Here is a 16,096-nt window from a genome sequence, read left to right on the forward strand (position 1 = left end):
ATTAATTTGCCTCCAATTTTTTAATCGTTAGTCGTCGAGAAGAGGATGGTTTTATGAATTTTTCATATACATCTGGAACTTCAACTTTTAGTCGCTTACTATCAACTCGATTCGAAACAACTGTCTTGTATGTGACCTTATGTCGTTGAGAGTGCCCCTCTGTAGCGTTTTCTAACTTTAGCTTTAACTGATTCTCGTACTCTTTCTTTTGCTGCTCTAACGCTTTAATTTCATGTGAAATGGAATCGATAGCATCCAGTAGTACGTCATCATCCTTAGTGAGCATGATGGCAGTTCCATCGTCTTGAGGGTACATTTTTTTGATTAATTCATTGGTTGCATCCGAGCCATCAATTGGAGGAGCTATATCTTTTAGAACGTGGTTTTCCCAGAAATCTTTCTCACGATCGATTAGGATTTGAATAAACTCCTCGTCACGTTCGATTTCTTTCCAGATGAATTTATTGCCACCAACAAGAACAGCAATATAAGCCTTTTCAAAGCCTGTAACAGCTAGATAATGATGGACTTGGCATAAATAACTTGCCGGTATTTCTTCACCTTCCCATGCCTCTTTTACATACTCACTAGCTGTCTTGCATTCAAGTACAGCTCGCTCTCCAACAACAACCCTGTCAAGGTTAGCAAGCATGAAATCATGTTCTGGATGGACTAGCATCTTGTTTAATCGACGAACCTTCTTCCCTGTTCGTTTGGCAAACTCTTGGGCAACAAAATCCTCTAGCGCATTTCCGAAATAAACAGCTTCGTTATCTACTTCTTCGTAATATTGTCCAGTCTTTTCTAAGAACACCTGGTAAGCACTTTTATATTGATTAAATCCCATAATTGCGCCAACATCTGACCCACCGATACCAGCGCGACGAGCGTCTAACCACTCGTCACGACTCATATCAGCAGTTGTAATTTTTGCTAAAACCATGCAAATTACTTCCTTTCGTGATATGATGGTAAAAATGATTTGTTAAGCCACTATTCCGAGTAGTGGTTTATTTTTTTGTGTAAAATTTCGCATTATAGTTATCCTCTAAATACGTATGGATGTTGTCTAAATGAACGATATCGCCATTCGGAAACTCCATATAGTCATCATTGAAAACTATTAAGCTACCATAAAGATCACGAAACTCTCTCTCGATATAGCGAAATGTAGGTACGCTATTTACGGATTCAATCGTTCCTAACACCATTGGATTTTCAACTTCCATAAGTTGTCGCATGTGCTCACCTTCTTTCTGATGGCATCCCATCAAGCAACTCACAGTGGCAAAGCATAACCGTAGGGAGACGGTGCTGTAAGCTGCTTGACGAGAGCGAGATAAAACTCGCAAACGTCGAAACTTGTGATATAATAGATTTAGATTTATAAATTCCTTGTCTAAGGCTGTTTAATCGATCCCAACGATTAAGCAGCTTTTTTTATTGCCAACATGTGATGATGATTGGCACTCCGATAATAAGCATCGTAATAACTGCACTGATGCAAAACTTCCTGTGTGATTCTGGTACATCGTCATCTGGTAAGTAAAAATAGTTATCAAGCCATTTCCACATCCTTCTTCACCACCTGAACTAATATTCCTCGCTTATTTAAAACTTCTGCTGTTATCCATAACCGTTTGCGCTCATGTAGTGTTTCTAGTTGTTTCAACGAATTATGTAGGTCCTTGTCTCGTTGTATCGCTTTGTTGATTTCACCTTTTTGTACGTGTATTTTGATTTCTGCCATTAAATCATCGATGCATGCTTGTTCACGTTCTATTCGTTCATCTATATTCATTTAATAAATCCTACCTTTTGAAGATATTTGTAATGATCCATCCATACACCTGTGTAGCTTATGCCAAGGTGTTCAGTAGTTACGGCAATAAAGTTTGCTAGTGCTGTAGCCGCCTCAACTGCCTCTTCGATCATGTCCATAATGTTTTTTCGCTCATAATGCTCGATTGCGTCGCTTGGTTTTGCTAAGCTTGTACTAGTTATGGCATCCAAGGCTTCCTGCAACTCTTCAATTGTTTTCTCACGAACACTACAGCGATGAAGGTCTACGTTCGGACCGTTCAACCATATTGGTCCAGTGCCTGTATATTGATGTTGTACAGCAAGTGCGAATCTAGGATCATCGAATTTCTCAACGATGCTTTTACTTATATCCGCAGGAACTTTGCTCCGACCGTTCTCATATTTCGAAATAGCCTCTCTTCCTACTCCAAAATCAAAACCGAATCGCATTTGCGTTGCTTCGCCTCTAATCTCTTTCATTGCTTCGCCCACTAAATTTCCAGTAACAGTCATATTTCCATTCCTTTCTTTTAAATAAAGTCACATTTCATTGAAAAGTTAACTTGTAAGAGACCGTCATTTTGATTAAATGTCTGTATAATAAAGGGTAAGAGGTAGATTTGCCCCTACCTCTTAGATTTCTACTAGATTGGTAGTTTGATTTATCTTGAGGCCATTTGCCCTGGCCTCTCCTATGCTTTTGTTTTACTGTTTCATCACACATGTACCTGTCCGGGGTAATTGTGTTGTTTTTAGTTCCATTCATTCGTAATAATTTGTTCAATCGCTTTGATTGTTGGTTCGTATAACCAAATCCTTTTACTATTTGGTCCTCGTTGACGCTGATGTTGTCTCACTCGTGGATCGTTTAAAATATTTTTCTCTAAGAAATCACGTTCGAATGGGACTATTTCTTTTAATTGTTCTAAATCAACAAAAAGTATTTTTGGACGAAGAGTGTCTCTCATGAAGTTATTAAAGTGCTCTTCTATTTTTTCTTTTGTGATTCCGTTCATTTCTAAAAGATTTTGAATCACCATAGCTTCACTTTGCGTTGTACTAATCACATTGCCACCACCTTGTCCAAAAACTTATTGATGAAATAGGCTTGTCCTTTACCAGTAATTTTTGATGTTCTACTGATACTGATTTCGCCACTGTTATGGTGAATAGGTGTTTCTTTAATTTCAAATAAGCCCAGTTCCATTGATTTTTGTGTTGGTGAATTGAAATCTGCACCTTTACGTTTAATTAAATATCCATTTTCTCTAAGCCATTCGAATAAACGTTTTTGCCCAACATCTACACCGTTTTGCTTTAGGATTTTGGCGAACTCACCTACCAGAATTGATGTATGACTTGCTTGTATTGCTTCTGCAAAAAGCACCTTTGGTTTTTGCGCTTCGATTATAAGTTGCTGCTCAACTATTTTTTTCTTGTTACTTTCGATAGTTTTTTGAGCGATAAGAAAACCTTTCGCTAGAATTGTCATTTCATCATCATCTTCATTGGTAGCGATGTAGCCACCGTTTAGACGAATTTCTTTTAAAATGTTTTTGACCTGTTTTTTAAATTGTTTAGCGATAGGTTTACGTGATTGCATTAAAACTTCATATAAACCATCTTCTGTTAAGAACCAGGATTCTTGGGTACCGCCAAGGGTGTAAACATTGTTTACTACCTTTTCTTCATCATCCACTGATTTAAGCATCATTCGTGTGTTGCTGTGTTCAATCCAATCAGCAACGTCTTTTGCAAGAAACAATGGACTTTCTGAAGAACCATATACCTTAAATTTTTTTGTTAGGACTTCTTGTTCATGAATAACTTGTAATTGATTCATGTTTTTTTACCCTCCTCTTTTACGACCAATCGATAAGAACTTACGCTAGTTGCCTTTCTACTTGAAAAGAGACGTCTTCAATTTCATTTATAACGGAATCCGTTAGTTTATCTTCAAAAAAAACTGCTACATGCACACCTAATAATGTAGCTATTACTTTTAAGTGTTCCGCGCTTAACTTACTTGTTCCGTTTTCAATACGGCCATAAGTCATTTCTGTAACGTTAATACCTTTTGCTAAGTGTCTTTTAGTAATCCCACGTGCTACCCGGATTTTCTTTACATTCTCGTAAACCATATTATCACCTCTTTCGAACTAACGTAATCCGTTAATAACAATATACTAACGAATTCCGTTAATGCCAACTATTTTTATATTATTTTTCTCAAATTCCGTTAATAACATATCAAATTCCGTTAGTTTTGGGTATTCTTCAATTATAGAAAAGAGGTGTTTAGATGAGTGATATAGTAGGTTCTCGCATAAAAGAACTCCGGAAAAATGCACATTATACACAGCAACAACTTGCTGATAAAATCTCTGTTTCTCCTCAAGTTATTTCAAATTGGGAACGTGGTTATACAGAACCAAGTGCGGATGATATTGCGAGATTATCAGAAGTATTGTCTTGTTCTAGTGATTACATATTAGGGAAAATATCTGATATTTCTATTAAAGATGATATCCCCTTGCAGAAAGACGAAAAAGACATCGCTAAACGTTTAGAAAAATTTCGTCAAGAAATTGAAAACAGTGATGGTCTTGCTTTTGATGGCGAACCAATGTCCGAAGAGGCTAAAGAATCACTAATTGAATCAATGGAACATATTTTTAGACAAACGCAGCGCATAAATAAAAAGTACACACCTGACAAGTATAAAAAATAAAAGGCTAAAGGCCTTTTTTTCACAATTATCCTTGTAATATTTATACTTTTATGGAGGGGTTGGGCATATGAGTTTCTTTAAAAAACTTTTAGGAACACAAGATAAAACACCCGAGGAACTTGAGGCTGATCGTATTAAAAAGATGGAAAAACAAGCCGAAATGAAGAGACAAGAGGAATTACGTAAACAAGAGTTTGAAGAAAAACAGCGTGAACGTGATGCAAAAAAAGCTCAAGAAAAAGCATTACAAGAAAAATACATTGGACTTGGCTTTGGAACAGGTTTAGATTTCTCTTTACTTAAAGGAACCATCCACTATTTTGAAAGTTTTGTCTTGCAGCCAAATGAAAATGTTTTACATTCTATAAAAGCTGAATATGACAAAACAAAAAAACGAGAAATAAAAGGGTTGTTAATTGCAACTGATCAACGTCTAGTATTTGTTTCTTCTGGTGCTGGGTATGGACAATTCATTGAAGAATTCGATTACAGAAAAATGAATGGTATAGGGCAAGCAACAGAACGTTTTAATGAAAAAGTTATTTATATCGATATGGGAAGAAGTCGTAAAAGGTTTGATGACATTATTTCAAATGATCGTTTTAATCAATTTGTTGATGTTGTCACAAAACAAATTAATCTATTAAGAAATGCACCTATTAGTAGGAACCCTTCTACTAAATCTAAAAATGTTGATAAATATGCTACTCTAGAAAAAATTGCTAAATTAAAAGAACAAGGTATTCTAACAGAAGAAGAATTTTTAATTGAAAAAGAAAAAATACTAAAGTCTTGAGGTGCATAATGAAAGCAATAAAATGGATCTTACTACTGTTCTTCTCTTTAGTAACACTTAGTTTAGTAGGAGTATCGCCTATTGTTTGGATTGGAATTATATTAATAGTATTTGGAACATATCAAAAAATCCAACAATATAAAGGAAAAGTTACATTCTCGAGACCAGGTCTTATAATAGCAGCTGGCTTTGCTTTTAGTTGGATTACTGCAATTATTCTCACAGAACCTACAACAGAAGTAGTAGAAAAAGAGAAAGATACTGTCGCAATTGAAAAAGTAGCTAAAGATGACAATACAAAAGAAAGTTTGCCTGTTGTCGCCGCTGATAATAAACCTTCATCAGAAGAGATCAAAAAACAGGAGCAAGAAAAGAAAAAAGCCGAAGAAGAACAACAATTATTAGAAAAAATATCTAACCTAGGGTTGGTAACTGCTACAATTTCAAGAGTAGTTGATGGTGACACCGTTGAACTATCAGATGGAAATAAAGTTCGATTAATTGGAGTTAATACACCAGAGTCTACTACTAGAACTGAAACTTATGGAACAGAAGCGAGTGATTTTACTAAATCTCAGTTAGAAGGTAAGCAAGTTTACTTACAAAAGGATGTATCTGAAACAGATCAATATGGCAGGCTTTTAAGATTGGTTTGGACTGAAGTACCAAGTGATATAAATAACGAAATTGAAATTCGATCAAAAATGTTCAATGCAAAGCTAGTACTTGATGGATATGCAGAACCTTCTACTTATAATCCAGACGTGACTTACAGTGAATATTTTGTTACTTTTGCGCGTGAAGCACGTAATCAAAATAAAGGTTTATGGGCTTATGGTGCCGAAGGTACAACTAAAGGGGACTTAGATTCACCCCCAGCAACTACAACTAACAACTCTAGCGATACTATCAATACAACATCCGCAACTTCTTCTGGAGGTGGATATGAATATTATAAGAATTGCACAGAGTTAAGAAAAGTTTATTCTTCTGGTGTAGGTCAAGACCACCCTGCTTATGCATCTAAACACGATCGTGACAAAGACGGATGGGCATGCGAAAGATAGAAAAAGAGAAGTGATTACATGTGGATTAGAGAAAAAGTGATATACCTTAAACAAAAATTTAAAACAGATTGTCCATATGAATTGGCTGAATATTTAAATATACATGTCCTCTTTCATAATTTACATGAAGAAATTCGGGGTTATTACAAATATGATCGACGTAACCAATATATTGTTATTAATTGTAACCTTGACGACCAACTAAAATTATTAGTTTGTGCGCATGAACTAGGCCATGCATCTTTACACCCTAGAATAAACACCCCTTTCATGCGCCAAAATACTTTGTTTTCTGTGGATAAAATAGAACGTGAAGCTAATCGTTTTGCTGCTGAACTATTAATTCCTGATGAAGATTTATTTAAATCATACGATCAGATGACTATATATGATATAGCTTCTATACATCATGTACCAGTAGAACTGGTTAAGTTGAAGTATAAGGAGCTATTTTAATACTTTCAAAAAGAACATATATTCCTATTTAGAAAGGAGTGATGTAATAGTCTAAAGTTATCGTTTTATCTTACATGTACCTGTCCGGAGTTTATAAGAGGTGAAACTATGGCTAGACAACAATATAACAAAACAAAAAAAGAACATATTTATTGGTACAAGGATGGGAAGCAGAAAAAATTTGCTTTTCGTTATCGTTATTACAATACATCTGGTGTACGTAAAGAAAAAAGTAGAAGTGGATTTGAAACCGAAAAGGCTGCGGAACTCGCATTAACAAAATTGAAGGCAGATATTCTATCTGGTAATCTTGCAAAAGTTGATAATCAAGAATTGAATATGGAAGAATGGTTAAACATGTGGTATCAAGCGAATCATACAAAATGGAAAGTTAGTACACAACATTTGTATAAGTACTATATTGATCATCAAATACTACCTTACATGCGCCATATAAAATTAAACAATCTAACGAAAACATATTATCAAGACTATATAAATAACCTATTAAAAGAATTTTCATTGTCTACTATTAATGGTGTACATGCCGTGTTAAATCATGCAATTAATGCTGCGGTTGATGATGAAATATTGACTCGTAATAGAATTTCCAAAGTTGTTTTCCCTAAAAATACTCATGAACCATTTGAAGAAAAACATCTAGATTTGCATGAAATTGAAGAATTGCTAACCTACGTTAAAAAACATGAAGGTTTTACTCACTTTGTATTGATTTTAACTCTTGTTTCTACCGGAATTAGAAAAGGTGAAGCTATAGGTTTAAGATGGAACGATATTGATTTCGAAAACAATCTTGTTACAATTCAAAGAACCAGAGACCATCTAGGAACTCGTTCAACAAAAAGTTGGAATAGCATGAGGAAAATAGATGTAGGAAACCATCTTATTTCTTATTTAGAGAAATATAAAATATGGTCTAAGAAAAAGTTTCTTGAGCACGGTCAAGTATTAGCAGAGGATGATTATGTTTTTATTAATGAAAATTTATTAGAGCCTATTTCCAGACAATTCCCTAATTATATTTTAGATCGTGCTTATGAAGCAGGAGTTATTAAAAAAATTACGCCTCACATGTTGAGACATTCTTGTGCTTCCATTTTAATTTCTCAAGGCATACCTATTACTACTGTTGCGAAAATGTTAGGCGATTCAGTAGAAATGATTTTGAAAGTATATGCTCACTCGTTAAGAGAGAAAGAAAAGGAAGTTGTAAAAGTCATGGACACATTACTGAAATTTGGATGATTTATTGGATTATGGGGTACAAATTGGGGTACGCATGTATTGAGTACCCCTCCATCCCTTATGCATCAACGCATTCCCACTTAACACAACTTAAAATTTTCTTAAGAGTCATAAAAGCTTAAAAGGTAATTCGTTCTAATGATTATTTCCTACATAAAATATGCATACAATTGCTTCCAATCGAATAGAAACCTATATAGAGAACAATTAGTCAGGGGAAAAATAAAGTGGGGTGTGAAAGGATGCTTAAAGTAAATGATGCAAAAGAATTGGTACTCGGAATTGTGCAAGATGACCCATTGTTTGTTGCACTACAACATACGCCTTTAGAGGAGAACCTCTATAATGATGCCTATCTAGCAGACATCGATGAATCCAAACACTATACAATAGCAGAAGTCGCGGGCTGGTTTAATATCACAGACGCTATGCTTCGCTACTATTTAAAACCGTTTGAGCAATATGTATTTGACAATGCTTCACCGAACGTACATGGGAATATCCGTTTAAACTTGCCTGCTATCGTAAGGCTAAGAATGATTTTGTTACTGAAGGATGAGTATCGTGTGAGAGGGATAAAATTATTGCTAGGTCTTGATGATAACGGTCAGTTACTTAAACATCAAATTACGGCAACGACCATGGATTCAGAGGATCTAACCCATAAAATTGATGTTCTTGGAAACGTCCTACAACAAATGATCCAAACAGGGCTCTTTCAAATTTTGCCGAATGAAGAGCAAGGGACGTTACAAGTTAACATTAATCAGGACTTTCTTGTCGAAAACATTCAACGCTTATCGACTGATTCAGTCCTTCAAGTGGAAGAAATTCAAAAAGAAACGTTAGAACTAAAGCAGGAAAACGAGCATCTCCAAAAGCAAATTACCGAGCTACAAGAAAACAGTGTAAAGGATATTGTGCAAAAAATTAGAGAGCGTCATATTGAAAATGAAATTGTCTCTACACTACGTACAGAAGCATTACAGGAATTTTCAACGAACAATAAAATTAGCTTTTTCACCAAGATGTTCAAATCCGCCCAAATCGAGATGGAAAAAGAGCAGTTTGTCCTAAGCTATATTTCCAAGCATTTAGAAGAGCGTTTAGAAGTTGCGTTGAACGAATACTATGAAAAATAAAGCAAATACTAGTAGAACATGAGTGAGACTATTTAAAATAGTCCCAATCATGTTCTTTTTATTAGATCATGATATTACCTGCTCGATGCTGTGAAAATATAATGTATTCATATAGTCAATCAGGTTCCCTGAATCTATATCAGATTTTCACCCTTTCGTATTGGCTACAACATTCCCTAAGAAACGCAATAATCGGAAATGGAGAGAAACCATTTCATCTACGGTTAAGTTCTCATTACCCTTGTCTAACCACTCCTGAATTACCCCCAAAATGGCAGATGCGATAAAGGCTTGTAGGTATTGCTGAAATTCTGGATCTTGCACTTCCTCGCGTATAACGGATAATCTATCTAATATATGATTGCCAAAGATTGTTTTCATTTTTTGTGTAAAGCCCGGACTTCCTTGCTCTCCTAATAGCATACGAAAGGCTGGGGCATGTTCCTTTATGCAGGCTATCACGTTAATAAATGGTTGATACAGTTGGCCCATTTTTAATGTTTGAAAAGCATCGACTGGTTGAACATGCTTCACATAGCGTTCTAATTCCACTAAGAGCTCTTGTTGCAAATCCTCCATTACGGCATATTTATCCGCATAGTGTAGATAAAACGTTCCACGATTAATTTGAGCTGCTAATGCTAATTTTTTTACGGTCACACGTTCAAAGCCCACTTCCTCTACTTGCAGAATCAGTGCCTTTTTAATGGCTTGCTTCGTTTCAAAATTCATTTTTTCATGTACCGACACACAAATTCCCTCCATTTACTTAACACATGCTGGCAAACTGTTGATTGTATTTGCTCACATGCTACCGTAAAATTTTTATCAAATCAACATTGTGTTCAGTGAAGGAGTGAGGTCCGTATGGGCAACCAAGCAATCTCTATTAAATCCCTTGAAAAAAAATTTCACCACAAGCAAGTTATTGCCCCCCTTTCTTTAGCTATTCCTAAAGGACAGTTAATGGGCTTACTTGGTCCGTCAGGCTGTGGTAAAACGACGCTAATCAAAATGATTATGGGCATGCTAAAGCCTGATAATGGTCACATTCGAGTGTTAGATTTAGATGTTCCCCATAAGCAATTATTGAATGATATTGGCTATATGGCACAATCAGATGCACTTTATACAGATTTAACAGGTGAAGAAAATCTTCATTTTTTTGCAAAGCTTTACTCCTTGTCAAAGGCAGAAAGAGTGGAGCGTGTAGCCTATGCCGCAAGCCTTGTTCGTTTAACTGATGACCTACATCTTAAAGTGATCAATTATTCGGGAGGAATGAAACGTCGATTATCTCTTGCTATTGCTCTCATCCAAAATCCTAAACTATTAATCTTAGATGAACCAACCGTTGGTATTGATCCTGTTTTAAAAAAAGAAATTTGGCAGGAACTTATTCGGTTAAAAGAAGAGGAACAAAAGACGATTTTAGTGACGACACATGCGATGGATGAAGCAGAAAAGTGTGATCAATTAGCTATGTTAAGAAGTGGTCATATTATTGCGCAAGGCACACCACAAGCGTTAAAAGAATATTACCAGGCAAAAGATTTTGATGAAGTATTTTTAAAAGCTGGAGGTGACGTACAATGAGAATAGGTGCAATTGTCACAAGAATTATTCAGCAAATGAAACGAGATAAACGGACACTCGCTTTATTATTTTTTGCCCCGCTTCTCGTCTTATCCTTAATGTATTTTATATTTAATAGTAACGAAACTTCTGTCACACTTGTTGTCACGAATGGACCCGCACCACTAATCGATAAATTAAAAGATGCCGATTTTACAATTATTGAGGATGATGATTTTTCGAAAAAGCAGCTACAAGATAAAGAGTATGATGGCTGGCTTACAATCAAGCAAAATGATAGTAAGTTAACGTTATTAAATGATGACCCGTCCCAAGCAAAAGCGTTAACGATGCAGCTTGCGCAAATGTTACAACCTTCACACGCTGCTATAGACAGTTTAGAAACGGACTATGTTTATGGTAATGAGGATACGGCAATTTTTGATATTTTTAGTCCCATGTTAATTGGTTTCTTTGTGTTCTTCTTTGTCTTTTTAATTACAGGAATCGCTTTACTAAAGGAACGTACTTCAGGGACATTGGAGCGACTACTTGCGACACCTATTAAACGCTCTGAAATTGTAGCAGGCTATATGATTGGCTATGGATTATTTGCCTTCTTGCAAACGATTATTATCGTGCTATTTGGTATTTATGTACTAGATATCGTTCATGTAGGTTCAATCTGGCTTGTCTTTCTCATTAATATGATGGTTGCCCTTGTATCGTTATCCTTAGGTGCCTTGCTATCAAGCTTTGCTGCTTCAGAGTTCCAAATGATGCAATTCATCCCGCTTGTTATTGTTCCGCAAGTATTCTTTTCAGGTATATTTCCGCTCGATAGTATGGCAGAATGGCTTCAAAACATTGGACGCATCATGCCTCTTTACTATGCAGCGGACGCATTGAATGATGTTATGTATAAAGGTTATACCTTCCCTGATATCGTAGTGAATATCAGCGTTCTTGCCTGTTTCGCCCTCGTTTTTATTACATTAAATATTATCAGTTTAAAAAAATATCGCTCATTGTAAAAAATACAGTAAGGATCCATCCCCCTTTAGAGAAGATCCTTACTGTTTCTTTATTTAAAATGGTTTCTTTTGCCAAACAAACATCTAGTGTCTTACAATTAGGGTAGTTTCCTTTCAAAACCCAAATAAGTAGGTGTTAGATTTATGAATAGTTTGTTTAACGCACAAAATATCACCAAGCAATACAGGGGCATAAAAATTTTAGATAATGTCTCATTTCCAATCGATCATAACCAAATCATTGCTATCGTTGGGAAAAATGGCTCTGGCAAAAGCACGCTATTAAAAATGATTGCTGGTCTTATTACGCCTGACCATGGTTCAATTATTCCTTCCAAACAAAACTTAAAAATTGGCTATGTCCCAGAAGTTTCCCCTTCTCATATTTTATTTACGCCTCAAGAATATCTTTATCAGATGGGGCGAATCCGTGGAATGGCTAAACAAGAACTATTACCGAGAATAAATTATTTACTAGAACTTTTTAGCTTAGTAGATGTTCAAAATACTCGTATTATCAACTTTTCTAAAGGGATGAAACAAAAAATAATGATTATGCAGGCGATGCTGGATGAAACAGATTTGTTGATATTAGATGAGCCTTTATCAGGATTAGACCTTACAACACAAAATGAGTTGGAACAAACTCTTCATAGCCTCAAACAACAAGGAATGACGATTATCTTAAGCTGTCATGAAACAAAGCTTTTGGATCATGTCGTGGATACGATTCTCATGATTCACAACAAAAAAGTGATGCGGACAGATTTACCCTTGAAGGATGTAACCTATAATCAATTAATTTTTGATATTTCTAATCCTACATACTTAGAGGACCTATCACATTTAATAGAAATTAACCACCAGACACAATTGGCTACTGGTTTTTACGAAGTTAATATTCGCTATCAAGCACAGCATACCGACGATCTTTTACAACAGCTACTTCTAAAAAAAGCTTCTATCAAACAACTTATGCCAATCAATGATAAGGAGATATTTATAGCAAATGATTAGTTTAATGCGTTATCAGTTAAGCAATTACGCGAGAACCTATCAGTATGTGCCACCTTTTTCTATTTTCATTTTATGTCTTGTAATCAACTATACATTTGTTCCAAACCCTATATTAGATAGCTTTTCCTTTACATCTATTATCCTCTTTTTCCTGATGGGTTGGTTTACCGTGACATTGTTTCATTCAGAGGATGAAGGGCAAAAAATGATTACGATACTGCATGCGAATGGTTCAACACCATATAATGTCAGCCTATTTATAATTAATATAGTAATTGCTTTCAGCTTAAGTTTTGTATCTATCATTTACCCAGTAGTCATCCATGCTTTTGCTGAAAAGCCAAGCTTTATTCACCTATTTCTTGGATTTTTTGCCCATTTTACTTTGGCTACTTTAGGTATGGCCCTATCCGCTCTGTTTACAAGAGACCTTGTTAAAAATAAACAAAATACTTGGTGGGGAGTTATTAGTGTATTATTGTTTGCCATAGTATTAGCAACATTAAAGGATTCACTTGACCAACTAAATGGTCTTATTTGGGTTCTTCCCCCTGTCCATCTTTCTTTAGAAATGTTGGCTATTGGCGATCAAATAACATCCATACCTAGTAAGTTTTATTGGCAATTTGCCTGGATACTAGTCTATGCTGGTTTCGTTATCACTCTATTCTTCCTTTTATCTAAGCTAAAAAGGAAATAACCAAAAGGACTCCCGTTTATGGAAGTCCTTTTACCTTGATGTTATTGTGACGAGGTGTATGTAGCAAACAAATCGTTAACAGGCTCAAGAAACTAGAATCGATAAAGCGAACCACCCAAACACCATAGCTCCTTAGTGAAACCTCATTTATTAAGCACCAAATACATACATAGAAAAATGCCAATCCAAGTACTTGAAGCCAAAAGATGAGTTTTTGTTTAGGCTGAATACTTGGTAAGAATTTCTTTGGTTGATTAGCTGCCCTATAAGAGACATAGCAAATCATTAGTGTGATGCCAACTAAAGTACTACCATGTTGCAAGTATTTATAAAGAGGAATCTGTAAACCAAACAGTGGCATTATTTCAGCTAAAATAGATACTTGCGTGACCATAAATCCATTTTTATGAGTAAACGAATCCCAGACCACGTGAGTTAACATTCCGAATAAAGCTGAATAGCTAAATACCATGACATTGAATAGTTTACTTTTGGAAGTTCGTTGGTTAGCTATGTCCTGCAAACATATCGGTAAATGATTAATTAGATGTTGCTGAATACATGCTCGATAAATTAGATAGAGCAAGATTACAAGAGGTAGATTAAAAGTAAAAAAACCTGTTAAGCTATGTCCAATCTCGCCTATTGGTCTGCCTCTTAAAAAATATTCAAAATCAGGCGCCATACTTCCTAATACTAATGCTGAAAAATGTATGTATTTACTTTGTCTTGAAAAAGGTAAAATTACGGCTGGATGTGCAAAGGTTAATGGCATATCACCCACCTCCCATCTGTTCAGACGTTTCCAATGACAAAGGTTACCCCCTCATCTAAAATCGCAGTCATGTTGGGTTCAATTTGTTAGAAATTGCTCTTCCGACACTACCTCAATTCCATGCCTTTGTAGTAATGCAGTCGTTACTCCCACACCAACTAATTTAGTGCCATTGAATTCCCCATTGTAAATCATGGCACTACCACAAGATGGGCTATACTCCTTTAAGACAACCTTTGTTGCACCTATTTCGCGTGCTTTTTGTAAGGTCGCATTCGCTCCTTTAAGGTATAATTCTGTAACATCACGTCCAGATCTTTCAACGACCCTTGCTTTCCCATCAAGAACATCATGACCATTTCCTCCAACAATTTCAGCAGGCTCGCGTGGCGTTGTAAAACCTCCCATTAACTCAGGACAAACGGTGACAGCTTTATTTTCTAACACAAGCTTTTGTATTTTTTCATTTAGACTGTTCGTACCATTATAACGAACATTTATTCCAGCTAAGCAGGCACTAATTAAAATCATAGCTCCTCACTCCTTCAACTATCTTTATACAACTATAACATGCTCACATTAGAATGTTTTACGTGATCTGCTCTTTTTTTGATACACTATTTAAATAGCTATCCAAAGGAGGAAAAAATGTCCGATCCTATTTTAATTTTGCCATATACAGATGAATGGGCTAAAGAATTTCATAGCATAGGTTCTCGATTACGTGAGGCCCTAGGAGACAACGCACTGAGAATTGATCATATTGGCTCAACTTCTATAACAGGCTTAGCAGCGAAACCAGTGATTGACATACAACTATCCGTAGCATCATTTACGCCATTGGAAGCGTTTAAAGGACCACTAGAATGTCTTGATTTTATTTATCGAGCAAACAATCCAGACAAGTCTAAACGCTATTTTCGAGAGGCTCCTGGTCATAGACGAGTACATATTCATGTTCGACAGGCTGGTAGTTGGGCAGAACAGCTGGCCTTATTATTTCGAGATTTTTTGCGCTGTCATCCAAATTACTGTCGTCGCTACGAGCAGGTAAAATATGAATTTGCAGAAAAATACATAAATAACCGACAACTATATACAAACTCTAAAGAAGCGATCATTTGGGAAATTTTAAAACAAGCTAATCAATGGAGTCAGCTTACAGGCTGGTCGCCCTCTCGCTCGGATAGCTAATTAACAAGGAGGAATAAATTTGATTGAATTTACTATTTGTTTTGTAAAGAAGGGTGATCATATCCTTTTGCTGAATAGAGATAAGCCGCAGTGGATGGGTGCATGGAATGGTGTTGGTGGTAAAATTGAACAGAATGAAACACCATTAGCTTGTGCAATCCGTGAAATTAAAGAAGAGACAGGTATTACTGTCGAGGATATTACGTATAAAGGAAAAATTACATGGACAGATGGCGATATTAACTATGGTTGTATGTATGCGTTTATAGCGGAACTACCTGAATCTTTTACATATGTAACCCCTCTAAAGGTTGCTGAGGGTATTCTAGATTGGAAGGAACTTACTTGGATTTTCCACCCTGAAAATGTGGGCATTGCGGATTTAAAATATTATTTACCCACAATGCTAAAGGAAACAACTAATTATGAATATATTTTTACCTATCAAGACAAAAAATTGGTCAATATCTCTTCAGCACCAATTGAACAAACATCTACTGTCTAATAAAAAACAAGCCTCGGCCATGCATTAGGTGCATG

At 35.8% G+C, this 16,096-nt stretch carries 23 protein-coding genes; 12 read left to right on the forward strand and 11 right to left on the reverse strand.

Features of this window, described 5'->3' with window-relative positions; translation table 11 throughout:
* Window position 1: 1 nt before the first annotated feature.
* The 8 genes from ABC382_RS09050 to ABC382_RS09085 form a co-directional block, all read right to left on the reverse strand.
* Window positions 2-943, reverse strand: a complete 942-nt coding sequence (locus tag ABC382_RS09050; RefSeq protein WP_312505477.1) for a YqaJ viral recombinase family nuclease — start codon at window positions 941-943, stop codon at window positions 2-4.
* A 67-nt stretch (window positions 944-1,010) separates the two neighbouring features.
* Complete coding sequence (locus ABC382_RS09055; RefSeq protein ID WP_412926757.1) at window positions 1,011-1,241, reverse strand: YqaI family protein; 231 nt, start codon at window positions 1,239-1,241, stop codon at window positions 1,011-1,013.
* Window positions 1,242-1,440: 199 nt separating this feature from the next.
* A complete protein-coding gene (locus ABC382_RS09060) occupies window positions 1,441-1,575 on the reverse strand; it encodes a hypothetical protein (protein WP_258859247.1) in 135 nt (44 codons plus the stop codon).
* Window positions 1,559-1,801, reverse strand: a complete 243-nt coding sequence (locus tag ABC382_RS09065) for a hypothetical protein (RefSeq protein ID WP_412926758.1) — start codon at window positions 1,799-1,801, stop codon at window positions 1,559-1,561. Before ABC382_RS09065 ends, ABC382_RS09060 begins: the two co-directional genes overlap by 17 nt.
* The gene (locus ABC382_RS09070) at window positions 1,798-2,283 is read right to left on the reverse strand and encodes a helix-turn-helix domain-containing protein (protein WP_412926759.1); all 486 of its coding nucleotides are present in this window, start codon (window positions 2,281-2,283) and stop codon (window positions 1,798-1,800) included. Before ABC382_RS09070 ends, ABC382_RS09065 begins: the two co-directional genes overlap by 4 nt.
* A 272-nt stretch (window positions 2,284-2,555) precedes the next feature.
* Entirely contained in the window at window positions 2,556-2,870 is a 315-nt protein-coding gene (locus ABC382_RS09075) for a hypothetical protein (RefSeq protein ID WP_407135833.1), read from the reverse strand.
* The gene (locus ABC382_RS09080) at window positions 2,867-3,646 is read right to left on the reverse strand and encodes a phage antirepressor KilAC domain-containing protein (protein WP_412926760.1); all 780 of its coding nucleotides are present in this window, start codon (window positions 3,644-3,646) and stop codon (window positions 2,867-2,869) included. The genes ABC382_RS09075 and ABC382_RS09080 overlap by 4 nt, the downstream gene beginning before the upstream one ends.
* A 40-nt stretch (window positions 3,647-3,686) precedes the next feature.
* Window positions 3,687-3,944 carry a helix-turn-helix domain-containing protein gene (locus ABC382_RS09085; protein WP_412926761.1) on the reverse strand — a complete coding sequence of 86 codons (258 nt, stop codon included), beginning with the start codon at window positions 3,942-3,944 and terminating at the stop codon, window positions 3,687-3,689.
* Between the two features lie 161 nt (window positions 3,945-4,105).
* On the opposite strand from ABC382_RS09085, the gene ABC382_RS09090 reads away from it, so the two are divergent.
* The 6 genes from ABC382_RS09090 (at window position 4,106) to ABC382_RS09115 (ending at window position 9,261) form a co-directional block, all read left to right on the forward strand.
* Complete coding sequence (locus ABC382_RS09090; protein WP_412926762.1) at window positions 4,106-4,534, forward strand: helix-turn-helix domain-containing protein; 429 nt, start codon at window positions 4,106-4,108, stop codon at window positions 4,532-4,534.
* 67 nt (window positions 4,535-4,601) lie between these two features.
* On the forward strand, window positions 4,602-5,330 hold the full coding sequence (locus tag ABC382_RS09095) for a PH domain-containing protein (RefSeq protein WP_412926763.1): 729 nt from the start codon (window positions 4,602-4,604) through the stop codon (window positions 5,328-5,330).
* An 8-nt stretch (window positions 5,331-5,338) separates the two neighbouring features.
* The gene (locus tag ABC382_RS09100; RefSeq protein WP_412926764.1) at window positions 5,339-6,397 is read left to right on the forward strand and encodes a thermonuclease family protein; all 1,059 of its coding nucleotides are present in this window, start codon (window positions 5,339-5,341) and stop codon (window positions 6,395-6,397) included.
* An 18-nt stretch (window positions 6,398-6,415) separates the two neighbouring features.
* Complete coding sequence (locus ABC382_RS09105; protein WP_412926765.1) at window positions 6,416-6,853, forward strand: ImmA/IrrE family metallo-endopeptidase; 438 nt, start codon at window positions 6,416-6,418, stop codon at window positions 6,851-6,853.
* 108 nt (window positions 6,854-6,961) lie between these two features.
* A complete protein-coding gene (locus ABC382_RS09110) occupies window positions 6,962-8,119 on the forward strand; it encodes a site-specific integrase (protein ID WP_412926766.1) in 1,158 nt (385 codons plus the stop codon).
* Between the two features lie 242 nt (window positions 8,120-8,361).
* Entirely contained in the window at window positions 8,362-9,261 is a 900-nt protein-coding gene (locus ABC382_RS09115) for a hypothetical protein (protein WP_274796240.1), read from the forward strand.
* Between the two features lie 147 nt (window positions 9,262-9,408).
* Here the strand turns inward: ABC382_RS09115 and ABC382_RS09120 are convergent, their stop codons facing one another.
* The gene (locus ABC382_RS09120; RefSeq protein WP_274796239.1) at window positions 9,409-10,011 is read right to left on the reverse strand and encodes a TetR/AcrR family transcriptional regulator; all 603 of its coding nucleotides are present in this window, start codon (window positions 10,009-10,011) and stop codon (window positions 9,409-9,411) included.
* Between the two features lie 117 nt (window positions 10,012-10,128).
* On the opposite strand from ABC382_RS09120, the gene ABC382_RS09125 reads away from it, so the two are divergent.
* From ABC382_RS09125 to ABC382_RS09140, 4 genes are all read left to right on the forward strand, one after another.
* Window positions 10,129-10,857 carry an ABC transporter ATP-binding protein gene (locus ABC382_RS09125; RefSeq protein ID WP_274796237.1) on the forward strand — a complete coding sequence of 243 codons (729 nt, stop codon included), beginning with the start codon at window positions 10,129-10,131 and terminating at the stop codon, window positions 10,855-10,857.
* Window positions 10,854-11,870 (forward strand): ABC transporter permease, encoded by a 1,017-nt coding sequence (locus ABC382_RS09130; protein WP_274796236.1) that lies wholly within the window; start codon window positions 10,854-10,856, stop codon window positions 11,868-11,870. The genes ABC382_RS09125 and ABC382_RS09130 overlap by 4 nt, the downstream gene beginning before the upstream one ends.
* A gap of 144 nt (window positions 11,871-12,014) precedes the next feature.
* Window positions 12,015-12,887: an ABC transporter ATP-binding protein gene (locus ABC382_RS09135; protein WP_312505457.1), complete on the forward strand. Its 873-nt coding sequence runs from the start codon at window positions 12,015-12,017 to the stop codon at window positions 12,885-12,887.
* Window positions 12,880-13,587, forward strand: coding sequence for an ABC transporter permease (locus ABC382_RS09140; protein WP_274796234.1), 708 nt, complete (start codon window positions 12,880-12,882; stop codon window positions 13,585-13,587). Before ABC382_RS09135 ends, ABC382_RS09140 begins: the two co-directional genes overlap by 8 nt.
* A 16-nt stretch (window positions 13,588-13,603) precedes the next feature.
* Here the strand turns inward: ABC382_RS09140 and ABC382_RS09145 are convergent, their stop codons facing one another.
* Both ABC382_RS09145 and ABC382_RS09150 read right to left on the reverse strand, forming a co-directional pair.
* Window positions 13,604-14,362, reverse strand: a complete 759-nt coding sequence (locus tag ABC382_RS09145) for a DUF4184 family protein (protein ID WP_322610380.1) — start codon at window positions 14,360-14,362, stop codon at window positions 13,604-13,606.
* A 78-nt stretch (window positions 14,363-14,440) separates the two neighbouring features.
* The gene (locus ABC382_RS09150; RefSeq protein ID WP_322610379.1) at window positions 14,441-14,893 is read right to left on the reverse strand and encodes a 2-thiouracil desulfurase family protein; all 453 of its coding nucleotides are present in this window, start codon (window positions 14,891-14,893) and stop codon (window positions 14,441-14,443) included.
* A gap of 117 nt (window positions 14,894-15,010) precedes the next feature.
* Between ABC382_RS09150 and ABC382_RS09155 the strand changes: the two genes are divergently transcribed.
* Window positions 15,011-15,556 carry a GrpB family protein gene (locus ABC382_RS09155; protein ID WP_274796231.1) on the forward strand — a complete coding sequence of 182 codons (546 nt, stop codon included), beginning with the start codon at window positions 15,011-15,013 and terminating at the stop codon, window positions 15,554-15,556.
* A gap of 19 nt (window positions 15,557-15,575) precedes the next feature.
* The gene (locus ABC382_RS09160; protein ID WP_322610378.1) at window positions 15,576-16,061 is read left to right on the forward strand and encodes an NUDIX hydrolase; all 486 of its coding nucleotides are present in this window, start codon (window positions 15,576-15,578) and stop codon (window positions 16,059-16,061) included.
* Window positions 16,062-16,096 lie beyond the last annotated feature (35 nt).

Origin of the sequence: Lysinibacillus phoenicis (assembly GCF_047238325.1) — a bacterium.
GTDB classification, from domain to species: Bacteria; Bacillota; Bacilli; order Bacillales_A; family Planococcaceae; genus Lysinibacillus; species Lysinibacillus irui.